General features: G+C 45.4%; 16 protein-coding genes. 8 read left to right on the plus strand and 8 right to left on the minus strand.

The window, feature by feature from the left end; translation table 11 throughout:
* Positions 1-79: 79 nt before the first annotated feature.
* Both R7Z78_RS12095 and R7Z78_RS12100 read left to right on the plus strand, forming a co-directional pair.
* Positions 80-439 (plus strand): PilZ domain-containing protein, encoded by a 360-nt coding sequence (locus R7Z78_RS12095; RefSeq protein ID WP_065274196.1) that lies wholly within the window; start codon positions 80-82, stop codon positions 437-439.
* 39 nt (positions 440-478) lie between these two features.
* Entirely contained in the window at positions 479-1480 is a 1002-nt protein-coding gene (locus R7Z78_RS12100; protein ID WP_005381900.1) for a M23 family metallopeptidase, read from the plus strand.
* 77 nt (positions 1481-1557) lie between these two features.
* On the opposite strand, the gene tyrA is transcribed toward R7Z78_RS12100, so the two are convergent.
* From tyrA to nagZ, 3 genes are all read right to left on the minus strand, one after another.
* Positions 1558-2685: a bifunctional chorismate mutase/prephenate dehydrogenase gene (tyrA, locus tag R7Z78_RS12105; protein WP_005381901.1), complete on the minus strand. Its 1128-nt coding sequence runs from the start codon at positions 2683-2685 to the stop codon at positions 1558-1560.
* A 21-nt stretch (positions 2686-2706) separates the two neighbouring features.
* Entirely contained in the window at positions 2707-3783 is a 1077-nt protein-coding gene (locus R7Z78_RS12110; protein WP_005381904.1) for a 3-deoxy-7-phosphoheptulonate synthase, read from the minus strand.
* Between the two features lie 207 nt (positions 3784-3990).
* Positions 3991-4974 carry a beta-N-acetylhexosaminidase gene (gene nagZ, locus R7Z78_RS12115; RefSeq protein ID WP_104975871.1) on the minus strand — a complete coding sequence of 328 codons (984 nt, stop codon included), beginning with the start codon at positions 4972-4974 and terminating at the stop codon, positions 3991-3993.
* A gap of 99 nt (positions 4975-5073) precedes the next feature.
* Here nagZ and R7Z78_RS12120 point away from each other — a divergent pair, with 99 nt between their 5' ends.
* Positions 5074-6186, plus strand: coding sequence for an anhydro-N-acetylmuramic acid kinase (locus R7Z78_RS12120; protein WP_104975870.1), 1113 nt, complete (start codon positions 5074-5076; stop codon positions 6184-6186).
* Positions 6187-6222: 36 nt separating this feature from the next.
* On the plus strand, positions 6223-7152 hold the full coding sequence (gene murQ, locus R7Z78_RS12125; RefSeq protein WP_169644213.1) for an N-acetylmuramic acid 6-phosphate etherase: 930 nt from the start codon (positions 6223-6225) through the stop codon (positions 7150-7152).
* Between the two features lie 51 nt (positions 7153-7203).
* Here the strand turns inward: murQ and R7Z78_RS12130 are convergent, their stop codons facing one another.
* Positions 7204-7476 carry a hypothetical protein gene (locus R7Z78_RS12130; RefSeq protein WP_005381911.1) on the minus strand — a complete coding sequence of 91 codons (273 nt, stop codon included), beginning with the start codon at positions 7474-7476 and terminating at the stop codon, positions 7204-7206.
* Between the two features lie 114 nt (positions 7477-7590).
* Complete coding sequence (locus R7Z78_RS12135; RefSeq protein WP_005381912.1) at positions 7591-7932, minus strand: DUF2799 domain-containing protein; 342 nt, start codon at positions 7930-7932, stop codon at positions 7591-7593.
* Between the two features lie 280 nt (positions 7933-8212).
* Here R7Z78_RS12135 and R7Z78_RS12140 point away from each other — a divergent pair, with 280 nt between their 5' ends.
* From R7Z78_RS12140 to R7Z78_RS12155, 4 genes are all read left to right on the plus strand, one after another.
* On the plus strand, positions 8213-9697 hold the full coding sequence (locus R7Z78_RS12140) for a carbon starvation protein A (RefSeq protein WP_005381914.1): 1485 nt from the start codon (positions 8213-8215) through the stop codon (positions 9695-9697).
* Between the two features lie 193 nt (positions 9698-9890).
* On the plus strand, positions 9891-11561 hold the full coding sequence (locus R7Z78_RS12145; protein WP_104975869.1) for a sensor histidine kinase: 1671 nt from the start codon (positions 9891-9893) through the stop codon (positions 11559-11561).
* A gap of 31 nt (positions 11562-11592) precedes the next feature.
* The gene (btsR, locus tag R7Z78_RS12150) at positions 11593-12321 is read left to right on the plus strand and encodes a two-component system response regulator BtsR (protein WP_005381917.1); all 729 of its coding nucleotides are present in this window, start codon (positions 11593-11595) and stop codon (positions 12319-12321) included.
* 74 nt (positions 12322-12395) lie between these two features.
* A complete protein-coding gene (locus R7Z78_RS12155; protein WP_017821496.1) occupies positions 12396-12866 on the plus strand; it encodes a low molecular weight phosphatase family protein in 471 nt (156 codons plus the stop codon).
* Positions 12867-12912: 46 nt separating this feature from the next.
* On the opposite strand, the gene ispH is transcribed toward R7Z78_RS12155, so the two are convergent.
* From ispH to lspA, 3 genes are all read right to left on the minus strand, one after another.
* Complete coding sequence (gene ispH / locus R7Z78_RS12160) at positions 12913-13878, minus strand: 4-hydroxy-3-methylbut-2-enyl diphosphate reductase (protein WP_017636164.1); 966 nt, start codon at positions 13876-13878, stop codon at positions 12913-12915.
* 24 nt (positions 13879-13902) lie between these two features.
* A complete protein-coding gene (fkpB, locus tag R7Z78_RS12165; protein ID WP_005381922.1) occupies positions 13903-14334 on the minus strand; it encodes an FKBP-type peptidyl-prolyl cis-trans isomerase in 432 nt (143 codons plus the stop codon).
* A 144-nt stretch (positions 14335-14478) separates the two neighbouring features.
* Positions 14479-14985, minus strand: a complete 507-nt coding sequence (lspA, locus tag R7Z78_RS12170; RefSeq protein WP_005385948.1) for a signal peptidase II — start codon at positions 14983-14985, stop codon at positions 14479-14481.
* Between the last annotated feature and the right edge of the window lie 41 nt (positions 14986-15026).

The raw sequence follows: 15026 nt of genomic DNA on the forward strand, positions 1-15026 counted from the left end.
TTCAAACAACAATCGAACATTTTTTGTTCGTATTGATATACTATTCAATTCTGTTTGACGACCTGACGAGAATATTCATATGACAGAGAGACGACGCTTTTCACGTATTCTCCATCAAGCTCCAGCTAAGATAGAACAACGTGACTTGGCAATTGAAGCTAGGATTCAAGATCTTTCCTTGCATGGTTTACTCATGAAAGTGGAAGAGACTGAGGCTTTGGATCCAACCCTTCCAGTCCATGTGACTTTTTCATTTGATCAATCCGAACAAGTGATTACGTTAAAAGCGCAAATTGTGAATGTCTCTAAGTGTGAGGTTAGGTTGAAGATCGCTAAGATAGACATCGAAAGCATTAGCCAACTAAAACGATTTATAGAATTGAATGTAGGCAATAACGACCTTCTGAATCGAGAGTTAGAGCACCTCTCTGGTTTTTAGGAGAAAAATAAATGAACGCCTATTTAAGTAACAATAACTATGTCTAAAAAAATCATCATGCAGATCCCGACGAAAGACGGCGATCAGCAGTTCTATTTGGGCCGCAGTTCGGTCCTAGCAGTATTTGCTTCAGTATTGGCATTACCCGCCGTCGTTGGTGGCGCGTGGTACCTTAATCAGCAGCAGATGCACAATAAAGACGAACTAACACAAATCATCGCCAAACTGGAAAGTGAAAAGGCCGAAGTGACGGCTCTTTACGAAGAGCAGCTTGATACCAATCATTCGCTTTCCCAATCTTTGACGGACAAAAACAATCAAATTCAGCTATTGGGCAAACGGGTATTCGACGTTGAATCGGTTTTAGGTCTCGCAGACGAAGAGTTGATGATCGATGAGAACAGCATGGGGTTAGAGGAGCGAATTGACGCAGCCGCTATCGATTCTGCTGTTCGCGCGACGATGTTCCGTTTGATACCAAATGACAGTCCAGTCACATACCAACGTATTTCTTCTTCTTACGGCAGTCGTATTAATCCGATTTCAGGTAAGAGGCATGTTCATACTGGTATCGATCTGACTTGTAAAAGAGGAGAAGAGATCCTGGCACCGGCTGACGGTGTGGTGGAAACCGTTCGCCCGAGCAATCGTGGTTATGGTAACTATGTCACCATTCGTCACTCATTTGGCTTTATGAGCTCCTTTGCTCATCTACAACGCTTCAAAGTGAAAAGCGGTCAGTTTGTTAGTAAAGGCGACATCATTGCTCAATGCGGTAACTCTGGCAACTCCACAGGGCCACACTTGCACTATGAAGTACGCTTCCTCGGACGAGCACTCAACCCTCAATACTTAATGGAGTGGACACCAGAAAACTTCAATGACGTCTTTGAAAAAGAGAAAAAAGTGAAATGGGGACCTTTGGTTCAATTGATTGATAACGTTGTACGCCTACAAGTCAATTTAACCAATTCACCCTATCGCGATACCAGTATCAACACAGTATCAAGTGAAGATACGAGTAATACTGCGACGAACTGATTTGTCCATCAACACGAAAAAGAGCAGCTTACGCTGCTCTTTTTGTTTCGGACTCTGCACAGCTAAATGACCCGTGATTAGCCGCGATGAATATTATCATTCGCCTGTTTGAGTAAGTTTTGGCTCTCATTCATAAATTGTTGAGAATAAGTACCAAACCAATCACTCACCTGCTTAAAGCTTTCGATGAATCGCGCTTTGTCTCTGCTATCCAGAATCGCTACCGCATCACCTAAACGCTGATGGAATCGCTTGATCATATCGATATTCTCTTGAGAAGAGAAAATGATATCACCGTACAAGTTCGGATCCTGACCAAACAGTCGTCCCACCATCGCCAATTCAAGGCGGTAGATTGGCGAGCTTAACTTCAACAACTGATCGATGTTCGGGTTCTCTTTGCTAAGGTGCATACCGTAAGCAAACGAAGTGAAGTGGCGCAACGCCTGAATCAACGTCATGCCATGATCGTGCTCTTGTGCATCGATTTGGCACAAGCTTGCGCCCCAAATTCCAAACTGTTGCAATAGCCATTGGTAATGCTCGTGACCACGACCATCACAGTACACAATAACCTGCTTGGCAAGGCTCGGAACATCTGGGCCAAACATTGGGTGTAAACCAACTACAGGACCTTGGTGCACATTCAACATTGCTTGCAGAGGCTTCGACTTGATAGAAGTCAGGTCACACAGAATGCAGTCTTGCGGCAAGTTCCCCAGTTTTTCGATCACCCCTTCCGTTAGATGAATCGGCACCGTGACCACGACTAAACCCGCGTTGTCTAGAATCTCATCCGCATGATCCCAGTCTTTACTGCCGAGAACTTTGACCTGGTAGCCCGACAATTTGAACATACGCCCAAACAGGCCACCCAATTGACCATTACCACCAATAATAACAACTGAGCGTAAATCAGGGTTCAAACACTTAAAACCGGAATCTTTCTCGCTGGCATAAGACTCACGCATTGTTCGACGCAGAATATCTTCAATAAGCTGTGGAGGAATTCCCATTTTTTCAGCTTCAGCGCGACGAGAAGCTAACATCGCCGCTTCGCGGTCTGGAGCATAAATTGGCAAACCATGTTCGCTTTTTACTTCCCCAACTTTCTCTACGAGCGCTAAACGCTGAGCCAATAGCTCCAACATTTGCTTGTCGACTGCATCAATCTGATCGCGTAATGCGTTAAGTTCAACTGCCATTGATGTTCCTTAAATCCTGTATTAATTAGCCTTTAGACGATTTTCTAAGAAAGGCACTAGCTCTTCATGTGCATGACGTAATAGTGCCTCAGTTGAATCCCAATTGATACATGCGTCAGTGATAGATACACCGTATTTCATCTCTTCAAGAGCTAAGTCAGAAGATTGATTTCCTTCATTGATATGGCTTTCAATCATAAGACCGATAATAGATTTATTGCCTTCACGGATTTGATGAATCACATCCTCCGCGACTAATGGCTGGCGACGGTAATCTTTACGTGAGTTGGCGTGACTGCAATCCACCATTAATGAAGCATCAAGACCAGATTTCGCCATCTCTTGCTCACACTCAGTGACTGATACCGAATCGTAGTTAGTTTGCTTGCCGCCACGTAAGATCACATGTCCATTAGCATTGCCCTGGGTGGTCAACAGTGCGACTTGTCCCTCACGGTTAATTCCCATAAAACGGTGGCTAGAGGACGCAGCTTGCATCGCGTTAATTGCGGTTGCCAAACTGCCATCGGTGCCATTCTTAAAACCGATTGGCATAGACAGGCCGCTTGCCATTTCACGGTGAGTTTGTGACTCCGTCGTACGAGCACCGATGGCTGCCCAGCTAAAAGTATCCGCCAAGTATTGTGGGCTAATTGGGTCTAGAGCCTCAGTCGCGAGCGGGATTTCCATCTCTGCCAACTCCACCAGAAGTTCGCGTCCAACATGCAGACCGTGTTCAATATCGAAACTGCCGTCTAGGTGTGGGTCATTGATCAGGCCTTTCCAGCCGACCGTGGTGCGCGGCTTCTCAAAGTAAACACGCATAACAATATACAGTTGGTCACTTAGTTGTTCAGAGAGTGCTTTAAGTCGCTTTGCGTAATCCTTCGCCGCTTCTACGTCGTGGATAGAACATGGACCGCATACAACAAGCAGGCGGTGATCCTTCTTGTGAATAATATTAGCGATAGTTTGACGAGACTCTTGAATAAAGCGACGTGCTTTTTCACTCAAAGGAAGCTTGGTTTTTAGTTCCTCCGGAGTAATAAGAACCTGTTCTTCGATAATATTAATATTGCTCAACTCACTTTTCTGCATAACTCTAACCTGTATATTTATTTTTACACCCAACCAAACCTTTGGTGAGACAACTAAGCTTTAACGACAAGATAACAGGCTAAAAAAGAAAAACAAGCGTACAGAATAAAAAACATTTAGTGTAAACTTAATCTTACAGTCAAATAAAAAGCCAAAGTATAATTAACTTTGGCTTCTCATCTCTGTTTTGAATCTTTTACAAGAGGTTTAGCTAGTCAAGCGTTTCATCGCTTCACTCGCCGCTTTCCACTCTTGAGATAGCTTAAGTTCGCTTGGAGAAAATGACTGTTTTTTCAGTAATCCATCCGCGAGTGGCACGGTTGAAACCGGTAAGTTGTCTAATACCTCAACGTGCGCTTCTCGTTTATTACACATTAACAACATATCGCAACCAGCTCTCAATGCTTGAGCACCTCGCTCGGCTGAGCTGCCCATAATCGCAGCGCCTTCCATGGTCAAGTCATCCGAAAAAACCAAACCTTTAAAACCCAATTGCTGACGCAGGACCTGTTTTAACCAGTATTCAGAACCGCTGGCTGGTTGAGCATCATAATGTGGGAAAATCACGTGAGCAGGCATCATGGCATCTAAAATACCGGCATCAATTTGCGCTTTGAAGATCGCCATATCTTGTTCAAAAATATCACTGCGCTCATCGTATGGTGTTTCTAGATGTGAGTCTGCAATCACGCCACCATGTCCAGGGAAGTGCTTGCCTGTCGTTGCCATGCCAACACTCTTCATTCCCTGCATATATGCAGTGCTATAGCGAAGAATGGTATCGGCATCTTCACCGAATGCGCGGTTACCGATCGCTTTACATTGATGGCCTTGGTCAAGTACCGGGGCAAAGCTTAAATCAATATCATGGGCAATCAGCTCTGCTGCCATTAACCAACCGCCCATACGAGCAAGCTCTTCACCATTTTGATGTTTAGCGTACTCATCAGCAGCAGGAATTAATGAGAAACCTTCACGAAAGCGCTGCACTCGGCCGCCTTCTTGATCCACACCGATCAAAAACGGGCGCTTAGCCGCCTTTCGGATGGATTGAGTAAGTGCTTGAAGCTGTTCGCTATCATGATAGTTGCGAGCAAATAGAATTAAGCCACCAACCGTAGGATGCTCCAAGATTTCTTTGTCTTCAGCGGTCAGTTCATACCCCGCAACGTCAACCCATAACGGTCCCATGTTTTCTCCTCAAAATCGGCTGAATATCTCGTATTCGATGAGGTTATTCGCTTCAGATTTGCTTTACAATAAGTGAATGAAGAATTGACGAGATCGGCTATGAAATTTAACGAACTGTACATTGGTGTGATGTCTGGAACGAGTATGGATGGCGTTGATACCGCTCTAGTTGAAATAAGCGATGAGCATGTTCGCCTGATTGCGCACGACGACTACCCAATGCCCGCAGCGCTAAAAGACATGCTGTTATCTGTTTGTACCGGTCAAGCAACAAATTTAAAAACCATAGGTGAACTTGACCACCAGCTCGGCCACCTATTTGCAGATGCCGTGTTACAGCTGCTCAATAAGTCTGGTTACGTCGCAGAGCAAATTCGTGCGATTGGTAATCACGGTCAAACAGTGTTCCATCAGCCTACCGGAAACTTGCCGTTTACCACTCAATTGGGCGATGCCAACATTATCGCGGTCAAGACAGGCATTGATACGGTAGCGGATTTTCGTCGTAAAGACATGGCGCTAGGTGGACAAGGTGCCCCACTCGTCCCTGCTTTCCATAAAAGCATTTTTGCGATGCAGGATTCCACAACTGTGGTGCTTAACATTGGAGGCATTGCCAATATCTCTGTACTGCATCCAGAACAACCAGTCATTGGCTATGACACAGGCCCGGGCAATATGTTGATGGACGCATGGTGTGCGCTGCATAAAGGGCAAAGCTTCGACGAAGATGCACAATTTGCACTTAAAGGAACGGTAAACGCTACTTTGTTGACTCAATTACTCAAAGAAGCTTACCTCGCCATGCCAGCCCCTAAAAGTACCGGACGAGAACTGTTCAATATTGACTGGCTGCATCAACAACTGGCCCATCACAATTTACCAATCGAAGACGTACAACGTACACTTTGCGAGTATTCTGCAATTACCATTGCCAACGAAGTCGACAAGTTTTCTCATGGCATCACACCTCAACTATTGGTCTGTGGCGGTGGAGCAAGAAACCCACTTTTGATGCAGCGACTAGCTAAGTTATTGCCACAATGGAGCGTTGCGACAACGGCAGAAAAAGGCGTTGATGGCGACTACATGGAAGCAATGGCGTTTGCTTGGCTTGCGCAGCGCCATATTCACGACCTCCCTAGCAACTTACCGGAAGTTACGGGGGCAAGTCGTCTCGCTTCACTGGGTGTACTCTATTCAAAAAATTAAGGGCAATAGATCCTAAACAAAAAGGCTTAATTCATTATGACGAACGATGCACTTATCGCAGCTTTATCCCATCTGGTATCTGAAGGGCGAAACCCAGACACCATGGACATCGACTTGCTGCCTTCTCTCGATATTGTTCAACGCATCAACCAACAGGACAAACTCGTTCCTCTTGCCGTTGAAAAAGTGTTGCCTGAGATCGCTGAAGCCGTTGATAAGATCACGGAAGCATTTAAGGTCGGAGGTCGGTTGTTTTACATCGGTGCGGGTACCAGTGGTCGACTTGGCGTTTTGGACGCTTCAGAATGCCCACCAACTTTTGGCACAGATCCAGAGATGGTCGTTGGTATTATTGCCGGTGGAAAAGAGGCAATGTTCCGTGCAAAAGAAGGGGCGGAGGACGACCCTACATTAGGCGAGCAAGATCTTAAAGAGAATACGCTAACACAACGCGATGTCGTCGTTGGTATTGCGGCAAGTGGACGAACACCTTACGTGATTGGTGGCTTAGAGTATGCGAACGAGCTTGGTGCCACCACTGTAGCACTATCTTGTAACCCTGACTCTCCGATTGCAGATATTGCTGATATTGCGATTAGCCCCGTTGTTGGACCTGAAGCGTTAACGGGATCCACTCGCTTAAAATCAGGGACAGCACAAAAACTCGTACTGAACATGCTCACTACCGCAAGCATGATTCGCCTAGGCAAAAGTTATCAGAACTTAATGGTAGATGTGAAAGCGACGAATGCAAAGCTAGTTGCAAGAGCGGCTCGTATTGTTATGCAAGCAACAGATTGTACTAACCAAGAGGCTAAAACGGCGCTCAAAGAAACGGACTACGACGCCAAGTTAGCGATTTTGATGATTTTAACCGGGCTGGATAGAGAAAGCGCGACTGAGCAACTGAACGCCAAGCAAGGATATTTAAGAAAAGTCGTGATCGTGCAAACTAATCAATCTTAATCAATAAAGCGCCTCACTTATTTAAAAGTCAGGCGCCTTTTATGGCTTAATTTAGTAGTTCAATCGTTCAATGTGAGTAATACCGACTTTACCTTCAAGGTCACTGAACATATGAACCATTGCTGGGTATGGTTGTGCTCCAGGGTAGACAACTTCTGCATTACAGAAAAACGCATAGTTTTGTCCGGCTACGACTTGAGTAGCCACAACCAAAGGGGAGTATTTGACACCGACAAACCCCTCGATACCTTTAGCAAATACTTCTTTATTCTCTGCTGTGAGTTCATGAAATGGACTCCAGCCACCAGCCATTTGCGTTGACATAATGTGATTCCTTTTTTTCTGTGCTCACTATCAAGCAATATGAACATAGTTTAATAAGGAAGATTTTGCCACATTTATGTGATGCAGACAGTGTAACAACGGCTTTATTGACTATTAATTTGAGTATTCATTCCAACCACGTTGCCATTCCATGCGGAATTTTTGCGCTTGCTCAGTACCTTCACAAACCCCTTCGTAATACTGACCAGATAACCCCATTTGATACGCAAAAGCAGGATTACAGTACTCACGTAAACCTTCTAAATAACCTTGGTCGTAGTCACTTTGCTTAACACTACCCAACTCACGAAGCTCGCTCATCGTGCGCGATGTGTGTCCGGTTATGCCATCTTGATATCCGATCTGATGCCAATCTCCCGACTTGGCAAGATCTGCTGTCGTTGCTGTGCATCCTGCAAGTAAAGCCAGTGCCAGACCTACCGTTACCTTTTTCATGGTTCTTCCTTAAGTAATTGTTTTCAAAAATAAGCTTACCACTAATTATTGGCGCTTGCCGCTGAGCTTGCAGATTTAACCACTGATGACTCAAATCAGCCGCTCAAGACTGTCATCAACCTTTCGCCATTTTTAAAAACCGCTCAAGCAGCATATCGACCACTCAGTGCTCTATTCGACCACTCATCTACTAACCGAATGCATTTAACACAAGCGACGCATAACATGCATCCTGAGATTAAAAAATTACCCTACCCAACTAAGACCAAGGACAATTGCTATGATGTGGTTTCTAACCTGTGTCGCAGCCCTAATCGGCGGATACTTCATCTACGGCGCTTTCGTCGAGAAGATTTTCGGCATCAATGAAAAACGCCAAACGCCAGCTCACACCAAATCGGACGGTGTTGACTTCGTTCCAATGTCAACAAAGAAAGTTTACCTAGTTCAACTACTTAACATCGCAGGTGTTGGTCCAATTTTTGGCCCGATCATGGGGGCACTATACGGTCCTGCGGCGATGCTTTGGATTGTAGTCGGTTGTATTTTTGCTGGTGCAGTACACGATTACTTCTCAGGCATGCTTTCAGTGCGTAACGGCGGTGCATCTGTACCTACCATTACAGGTCGCTACCTAGGTAATGGCGCAAAACACTTTATGAATATTTTTGCCATTGTCCTATTGCTTCTAGTTGGCGTAGTGTTCGTTTCAGCCCCTGCTGGCATGATTACTAACCTCATCAATGATCAAACAAGCTTGAGCGTAAGCATGACTACAATGGTTATTGCTATCTTTGCTTACTACATCATTGCGACGATTGTTCCTGTCGATAAAATCATTGGTCGTTTCTACCCACTGTTTGGCGCCCTACTTATCTTTATGTCTGTTGGCCTAATGACAGCCGTTGCTTTCTCTAGCGAACACACAGTAATGGGTGACTTCCAAGTTTCGGACATGTTCTCTAACCTCAACCCAAATGACATGCCGTTATGGCCTGCATTGTTCATCACTATCGCATGTGGCGCTATCTCTGGCTTCCACGCAACTCAGTCTCCACTGATGGCGCGTTGTATGGAAAATGAGAAAAACGGTCGCTTCGTATTCTACGGTGCAATGATTGGTGAAGGTGTTATCGCGCTAATTTGGTGTGCTATCGCTCTGTCTTTCTTCGGCTCTCTAGACGCTCTATCAGAAGCTGTGAAAAACGGTGGCCCTGGTAACGTGGTATACAGCGCATCATTTGGTCTGCTAGGTGTGTTCGGTGGTATCCTTGCGTTCCTGGGGGTGGTTATCCTACCAATTACGTCTGGCGATACAGCGTTCCGTTCAAGCCGCTTGATCCTTGCTGAATACTTCAACATGGAACAAAAAACGCTACGTAACCGTCTACTGATGGCACTTCCACTGTTCGTTATCGGCGGTATCTTAACTCAAGTAGACTTCGGCATTATCTGGCGCTACTTCGGTTTTGCAAACCAAACAACAGCGGTAATGATGCTTTGGACTGCGTCCGCTTACCTTCTGCGTCACAACAAGCTGCACTGGATTACCACTATCCCAGCTATCTTCATGACCACGGTATGTGTCACGTTCATCTTAAACAACAGCTCGCTAGGTTTTGGTCTGCCAATGCAACTATCAACTATCGTAGGTATTGTGTTTGCCCTAGCTGTGACAGGTTACGTTATCAAAACCTCTAAGGGTAAAGGTGAAACTGAACTGGCTGACGAAGAGAAACCACAAGCCGTATCAGAAACAGCGTAATACTCGTCACATCTGAGTGACTAAGATAGGAGCCTGCCAATTGCAGGCTCTTTTTGTTTTATACCCAAGTCACTTTAAGGTTCAGAAAGCACAGCGCAGCATCATTTACTTAGCTGTTCTTATCTATCTGAGCCAAGCATCTTGAGGTTACTTAGGTATACAATAACAACATTGATTCTAGGTTAGGTTCACTATGGAACTGGTCATCTCCCTTTTACAACAGATGTGTGTGTACTTAGTTTTGGCTTACATGCTAAGTAAAACGCCAATCATCTTACCTTTGCTGAGTATTTCTTCGCGCTTAAGCCACCGCCTAATTTGTTACGTACTCTTCTCTGGCTTTTGTATTCTCGGCACCTATTTCGGTCTGCACATCAACGATGCTATTGCCAATACTCGTGCGATCGGCGCAGTTATGGGCGGGCTGTTTGGTGGACCTGTTGTAGGTTTCGCCGTCGGATTTACTGGTGGCATCCATCGATACTCTCTTGGTGGCTTTACTGACCTAGCCTGCGCAATTTCAACCACCGCCGAGGGCGTAATTGGTGGCTTACTCCACGTTTACCTTATCAAGCGAAATAAAGGCGCATTGCTGTTTAATCCAAGCGTCGTATTCAGCGTCACGTTTGTTGCAGAAGTGGTGCAAATGATTTTGCTGCTCGCCGTCGCGAAACCTTTTGATCAAGCCTATGAACTGGTGTCCGCTATTGCAGCGCCTATGATCATCGCGAATTCATTTGGTGCGGCGTTGTTCATGAGTATCCTGCAAGACAGAAAAGCAATCTTTGAAAAGTTTTCTGCGACGTTTTCGCGTCGAGCGCTCACCATTGCTGATCGCTCAGTGGGAATTCTAAGCAACGGCTTCAACACCGAAAACGCAGAGAAAATCGCGCGTATTATTTACGAAGAAACCAAAGTGGGCGCTGTCGCGATTACTGACCAAGAAAAAATCTTGGCGTTTGTGGGTATTGGCGATGATCACCATAAACCAAACACGCCGATTTCATCGCAAAGCACATTAGACTCCATGGAGAAAAACGACATCATTTATCTTGATGGCGCGGAGCGTCCATACCAATGCTCCATTGCAAAAGATTGCAAGCTCGGATCTGCGCTGATCATCCCACTGCGTGCAGGGAAAGAGGTCATTGGTACCATAAAGCTGTATGAACCGAAGCGTAAATTGTTCTCGACGGCCAACATGTCGATGGCGGAAGGAATAGCCCAGCTTCTATCTAGCCAAATCCTTTATGGCGATTACCAACAACAACAAGCCTTACTCGCCCAAGCAGAAATAAAATTGCTTCACGCTCAGGTGAATCCACACTTTTTGTTTAATGCACTCAATACTATTAGTGCGATTACTCGTCGTGACCCTGACAAAGCGCGCGAGCTAATCCAAAATTTATCGCACTTCTTCCGCAGCAATTTAAAGCAGAACATTAATACCGTGACGTTAAAGGAAGAGCTTGCACATGTGAACTCGTACTTGAGCATCGAAAAAGCGCGTTTTACGGACCGCTTAGAGGTTGAAATCGATATTCAACCTGAATTGCTGGACATCAAATTACCAAGCTTTACACTCCAGCCTTTGGTTGAGAATGCCATTAAGCATGGCATTTCAAACATGCTTGAAGGTGGTAAAGTTCATATCTACAGCGAAGCACACCCACAAGGTCACTTGATTATCGTCGAAGACAACGCAGGCAGTTTTGAACCGCCAAAAGAAAACCACTCAGGGCTAGGTTTAGAAATTGTCGACAAACGTCTCACTAATCAATTTGGACGTGATGCAGCGCTAAAAATCACGTGCGAGCCACATCAATTTACTAAAATGAGCTTTATCATTCCCCCAAAATCATAAAAGCACGCTGAAGCAATAAAGGTAATGTTGGATGTTAACCGCACTCGTCATTGATGATGAACAGTTTGCTCGTGAAGAGCTAGCAGAGTTACTGGATGAAACAGGCCAAGTTGAGGTCGTGGGCGATGCCTCAAACGCAATCCTTGGCCTAAAAAAAATCAATGAACTCAAGCCTGATGTGGTGTTTCTCGATATCCAAATGCCTCAAGTCACGGGGATTGAATTACTAGGGATGCTTGATCCAGAAACCATGCCTTATGTGGTTTTTGTCACGGCTTATGATCAGTATGCGATTCAAGCATTTGAAGACAATGCCTTTGATTACTTGCTCAAACCTGTCGACCCATGCCGGTTAACTAAAACGGTCAAACGACTAAACAAAGTCATTAGCCAATCCGCCCTAACGCAACAACTGTCTGCTATTACACCTGACACGTTGGATCAGATACCGTGCATCGGACACAACCGCATCGTTATCATGGCCACCGACACGGTGGAATGTGCTTACAGTGATATCAGCGGCGTGCATGTACGCTCCACCAGCCAAACCGCGAGCACCCAACTGACATTAAAAACGTTGGAAGAGAAAACCCCTCTAGTCCGCTGCCATCGTCAATACTTAGTCAGTATTAAAGCAATTAGCGAAATCAAGTTACTGGAAAATGGGTTAGCGGAAATCATCACCAAAACAGGCTTTGAGATACCAGTAAGCCGCCGCTACTTAAAGGTGCTCAAAGAGATGCTCGGCATTAGCCACTAACACAAAAACTTCACACATCATCGCTGAGTTTCCGCTAGCGTATAAATAGGACGCTCTGAAAAGACGAGGCGACGATGTATAAAGTATTATTCATATGTAAGCACAACGCTGGACGAAGCGTCCTCGCGGAGTCAATCGCAACCAATATCCTGCCAGCAGATTTTAGTGTCACCAGTGGAGGCTCACATCCCACAGGCAAGGTGCACCCATTGGTGCAAAAATACTTAGATGACCACCAACTCCCCATTCCGCATATCCACACGCATTCATGGGAGGAGCGAACTCAGTTTCTTCCCGACATCGTTATTATTCTCTGTGATTCTTTACATCAAGAAACCGCTCCTCAGTGGCTTGCAGGTGGTGTTCGAGTAAACTGGCAAGTTGATGCTTTTCCGACCGATGGTTCTGATGAAGACATGTACGCACATTGCGAAAAGGTTGCTCAGTCGCTTGAGCGAAGAATCACGAAGATGTCTGATATGATTATCGATGGTTTAGGAAAAGACCAAATTCGTGATTACCTAAATGAGTTAAGAGAGATGTAAAAAAGGCGACCCACAGGTCGCCTTTTGAATATTCGATAAATGGAGACTAATCCACTTGCTTGATTTGCAGTTCTTTAGGTACTTCAAAGAACATATTCTCTTCACGGCCAAGTACTTCATCAACCGCTTCGGCACCGACGAGTTCTTTGATTCGCTCTAGAATCTGATTAACGAGCTCTTCCGGAGCAGATGCTCCCGCAGTCACGCCGACCTTTGTTTTGCCTTCGAACCACTCAGGTTTGATATCTTCCGGACAGTCGGTTAAGTAGCCAGGTGTCCCTAGCTTTTCAGCTAGCTCTTTAAGACGTGTAGAGTTTGATGAGTTTTTAGAACCCACCACAACCATCACATCTACGTCACCAGCTAATTCACGTACGGCATCTTGGCGGTTTTGTGTCGCGTAACAGATATCGTCTTTACGTGGACCTTGGATATCTGGGAACACGCGGCGTAGCTCTTCGATAACATCGGCAGTTTCATCGACAGAAAGCGTCGTTTGGCTTACGTAATGAAGATCGGATGGATCTTTCACAATCGCCTTCAGTTTCTCGACATCGGCTGGAGTTTCAACCAAGTACATACCACCGGTTTCACTGGCGTATTGCCCCATCGTACCTTCGACTTCAGGGTGACCTGCGTGACCAATCAGAACCACTTCCATATTACGACGGCTCGCACGCGCCACTTCCATATGCACTTTGGTTACTAAAGGACACGTTGCGTCAAATACGGTCAAATCACGCAGCTTGGCTTCCTGACGAACCGCCTGCGATACACCATGAGCAGAAAAAATCACAATGTTGTTGTCTGGCACTTCATGCAGCTCTTCAACGAAGATAGCACCACGCTGTTTTAGACCTTCAACCACAAAACGGTTATGCACCACTTCATGACGCACATAAATCGGTGGCTGATACATCTCTAGCGCACGCTCTACGATGCTAATCGCGCGGTCAACACCAGCACAGAAACCACGTGGGTTAGCTAACAGGATTTTCATTTCATTGCTCATGGAAGTTATCTTTTATTTGGTTCGCTATTCTACTGACAAAATTTCAACTTCGAAAGTCACGTCTTGTCCCGCTAGAGGATGGTTGAAGTCCACAGTGACTGAATCGCCTGCAATCTCTGTAATAATGCCCGGGATTTCCATGCCATCAGGGCCACTGAAGGCCATGATTGTACCAACTTCCACTTCTGCATCACCTACAAATTTAGTGCGATCCATATAGTGAATATGATCAGGGTTTGGCATACCAAACGCGTCTTCTGCCTTTAGCTCAATCGCTTTTTGTGCGCCTGTTTCGAGGCCTATCAAGCACTGCTCAAAGTTTTCACTCAAGCTGCCATCACCCATAACAAATTTCGCTGGTTTACCCATGTTATGAGTACTATCTGCAACCGATCCGTCTTTCATTTTAATCGTAAAGTGAAGGGTTACTACCGATTCATTGGTTATTGTTGTCACGTTAATGCTTCCTTGTTCTTGGGTTATTACGCTGTCAGCTTGGTCTTTTTATACATTGATATGCTGATTGGCGCTCCAACATAATAAAAAGCGTCGCTCGAATCAACGGACGACGCTTAGGGTTATTCGATATACCGCAAAAGATTACTTGTCAGCGTCTTTTTTACGGAAGCCATCCAGAATAATCATTGCCGCACCAATACAGATCGCCATGTCAGCAAGGTTGAATGCTGGCCAGTGGTAGTTACCCCAGAAGAAGTCTAGGTAATCAACAACAAAGCCATGAACGACGCGGTCAAACACGTTGCCCACTGCACCACCAATAATCAGTGCATAAGCAATGTTGTTCCATTTTTCTTTTGCTGGAAGCTTACTCATCCAGTAGGTCAAAAGACCCGTAACAACAAACGCGATACCTGTAAATAACCAGCGCTGCCAACCAGCTTGATCGCTCAAGAAGCTGAAAGCGGCACCGTAGTTATGAACGTAAAGTAGGTTGAAGAATGGCAACACCTCAATTCGGTTTGCCCATCCGTAGCCCATGTTGTCCATCACCACCAATTTGATGCCAATATCTGCAATAAATACCAGAATTGCTAACCACAGCCAGCGAACTCCAGATTGCTTTAACGTCAGTGCTTTTTCACTCATTACTTTACCTACAAACAGCCCCAGTAAATACTGGGGCTGTT

It is taken from the genome of Vibrio sp. 1167, assembly GCF_033340375.1.
Lineage (GTDB): Bacteria > Pseudomonadota > Gammaproteobacteria > Enterobacterales > Vibrionaceae > Vibrio > Vibrio alginolyticus.

Excerpts from the sequence above, each read along its gene's own strand:
- R7Z78_RS12135 (WP_005381912.1), bottom strand. The coding sequence starts at position 7,932 with ATGAAAAAGGTAACGGTAGGTCTGGCACTGGCTTTACTTGCAGGATGC.
- R7Z78_RS12120 (WP_104975870.1), top strand. The coding sequence starts at position 5,074 with ATGAAATTTAACGAACTGTACATTGGTGTGATGTCTGGAACGAGTATG.
- R7Z78_RS12130 (WP_005381911.1), bottom strand. The coding sequence starts at position 7,476 with ATGTCAACGCAAATGGCTGGTGGCTGGAGTCCATTTCATGAACTCACA.
- R7Z78_RS12095 (WP_065274196.1), top strand. The coding sequence starts at position 80 with ATGACAGAGAGACGACGCTTTTCACGTATTCTCCATCAAGCTCCAGCT.
- R7Z78_RS12140 (WP_005381914.1), top strand. The coding sequence starts at position 8,213 with ATGATGTGGTTTCTAACCTGTGTCGCAGCCCTAATCGGCGGATACTTC.
- tyrA (WP_005381901.1), bottom strand. The coding sequence starts at position 2,685 with ATGGCAGTTGAACTTAACGCATTACGCGATCAGATTGATGCAGTCGAC.
- murQ (WP_169644213.1), top strand. The coding sequence starts at position 6,223 with ATGACGAACGATGCACTTATCGCAGCTTTATCCCATCTGGTATCTGAA.
- btsR (WP_005381917.1), top strand. The coding sequence starts at position 11,593 with ATGTTAACCGCACTCGTCATTGATGATGAACAGTTTGCTCGTGAAGAG.
- R7Z78_RS12110 (WP_005381904.1), bottom strand. The coding sequence starts at position 3,783 with ATGCAGAAAAGTGAGTTGAGCAATATTAATATTATCGAAGAACAGGTT.
- lspA (WP_005385948.1), bottom strand. The coding sequence starts at position 14,985 with ATGAGTGAAAAAGCACTGACGTTAAAGCAATCTGGAGTTCGCTGGCTG.
- nagZ (WP_104975871.1), bottom strand. The coding sequence starts at position 4,974 with ATGGGACCGTTATGGGTTGACGTTGCGGGGTATGAACTGACCGCTGAA.
- ispH (WP_017636164.1), bottom strand. The coding sequence starts at position 13,878 with ATGAGCAATGAAATGAAAATCCTGTTAGCTAACCCACGTGGTTTCTGT.
- R7Z78_RS12145 (WP_104975869.1), top strand. The coding sequence starts at position 9,891 with ATGGAACTGGTCATCTCCCTTTTACAACAGATGTGTGTGTACTTAGTT.
- R7Z78_RS12155 (WP_017821496.1), top strand. The coding sequence starts at position 12,396 with ATGTATAAAGTATTATTCATATGTAAGCACAACGCTGGACGAAGCGTC.
- R7Z78_RS12100 (WP_005381900.1), top strand. The coding sequence starts at position 479 with ATGTCTAAAAAAATCATCATGCAGATCCCGACGAAAGACGGCGATCAG.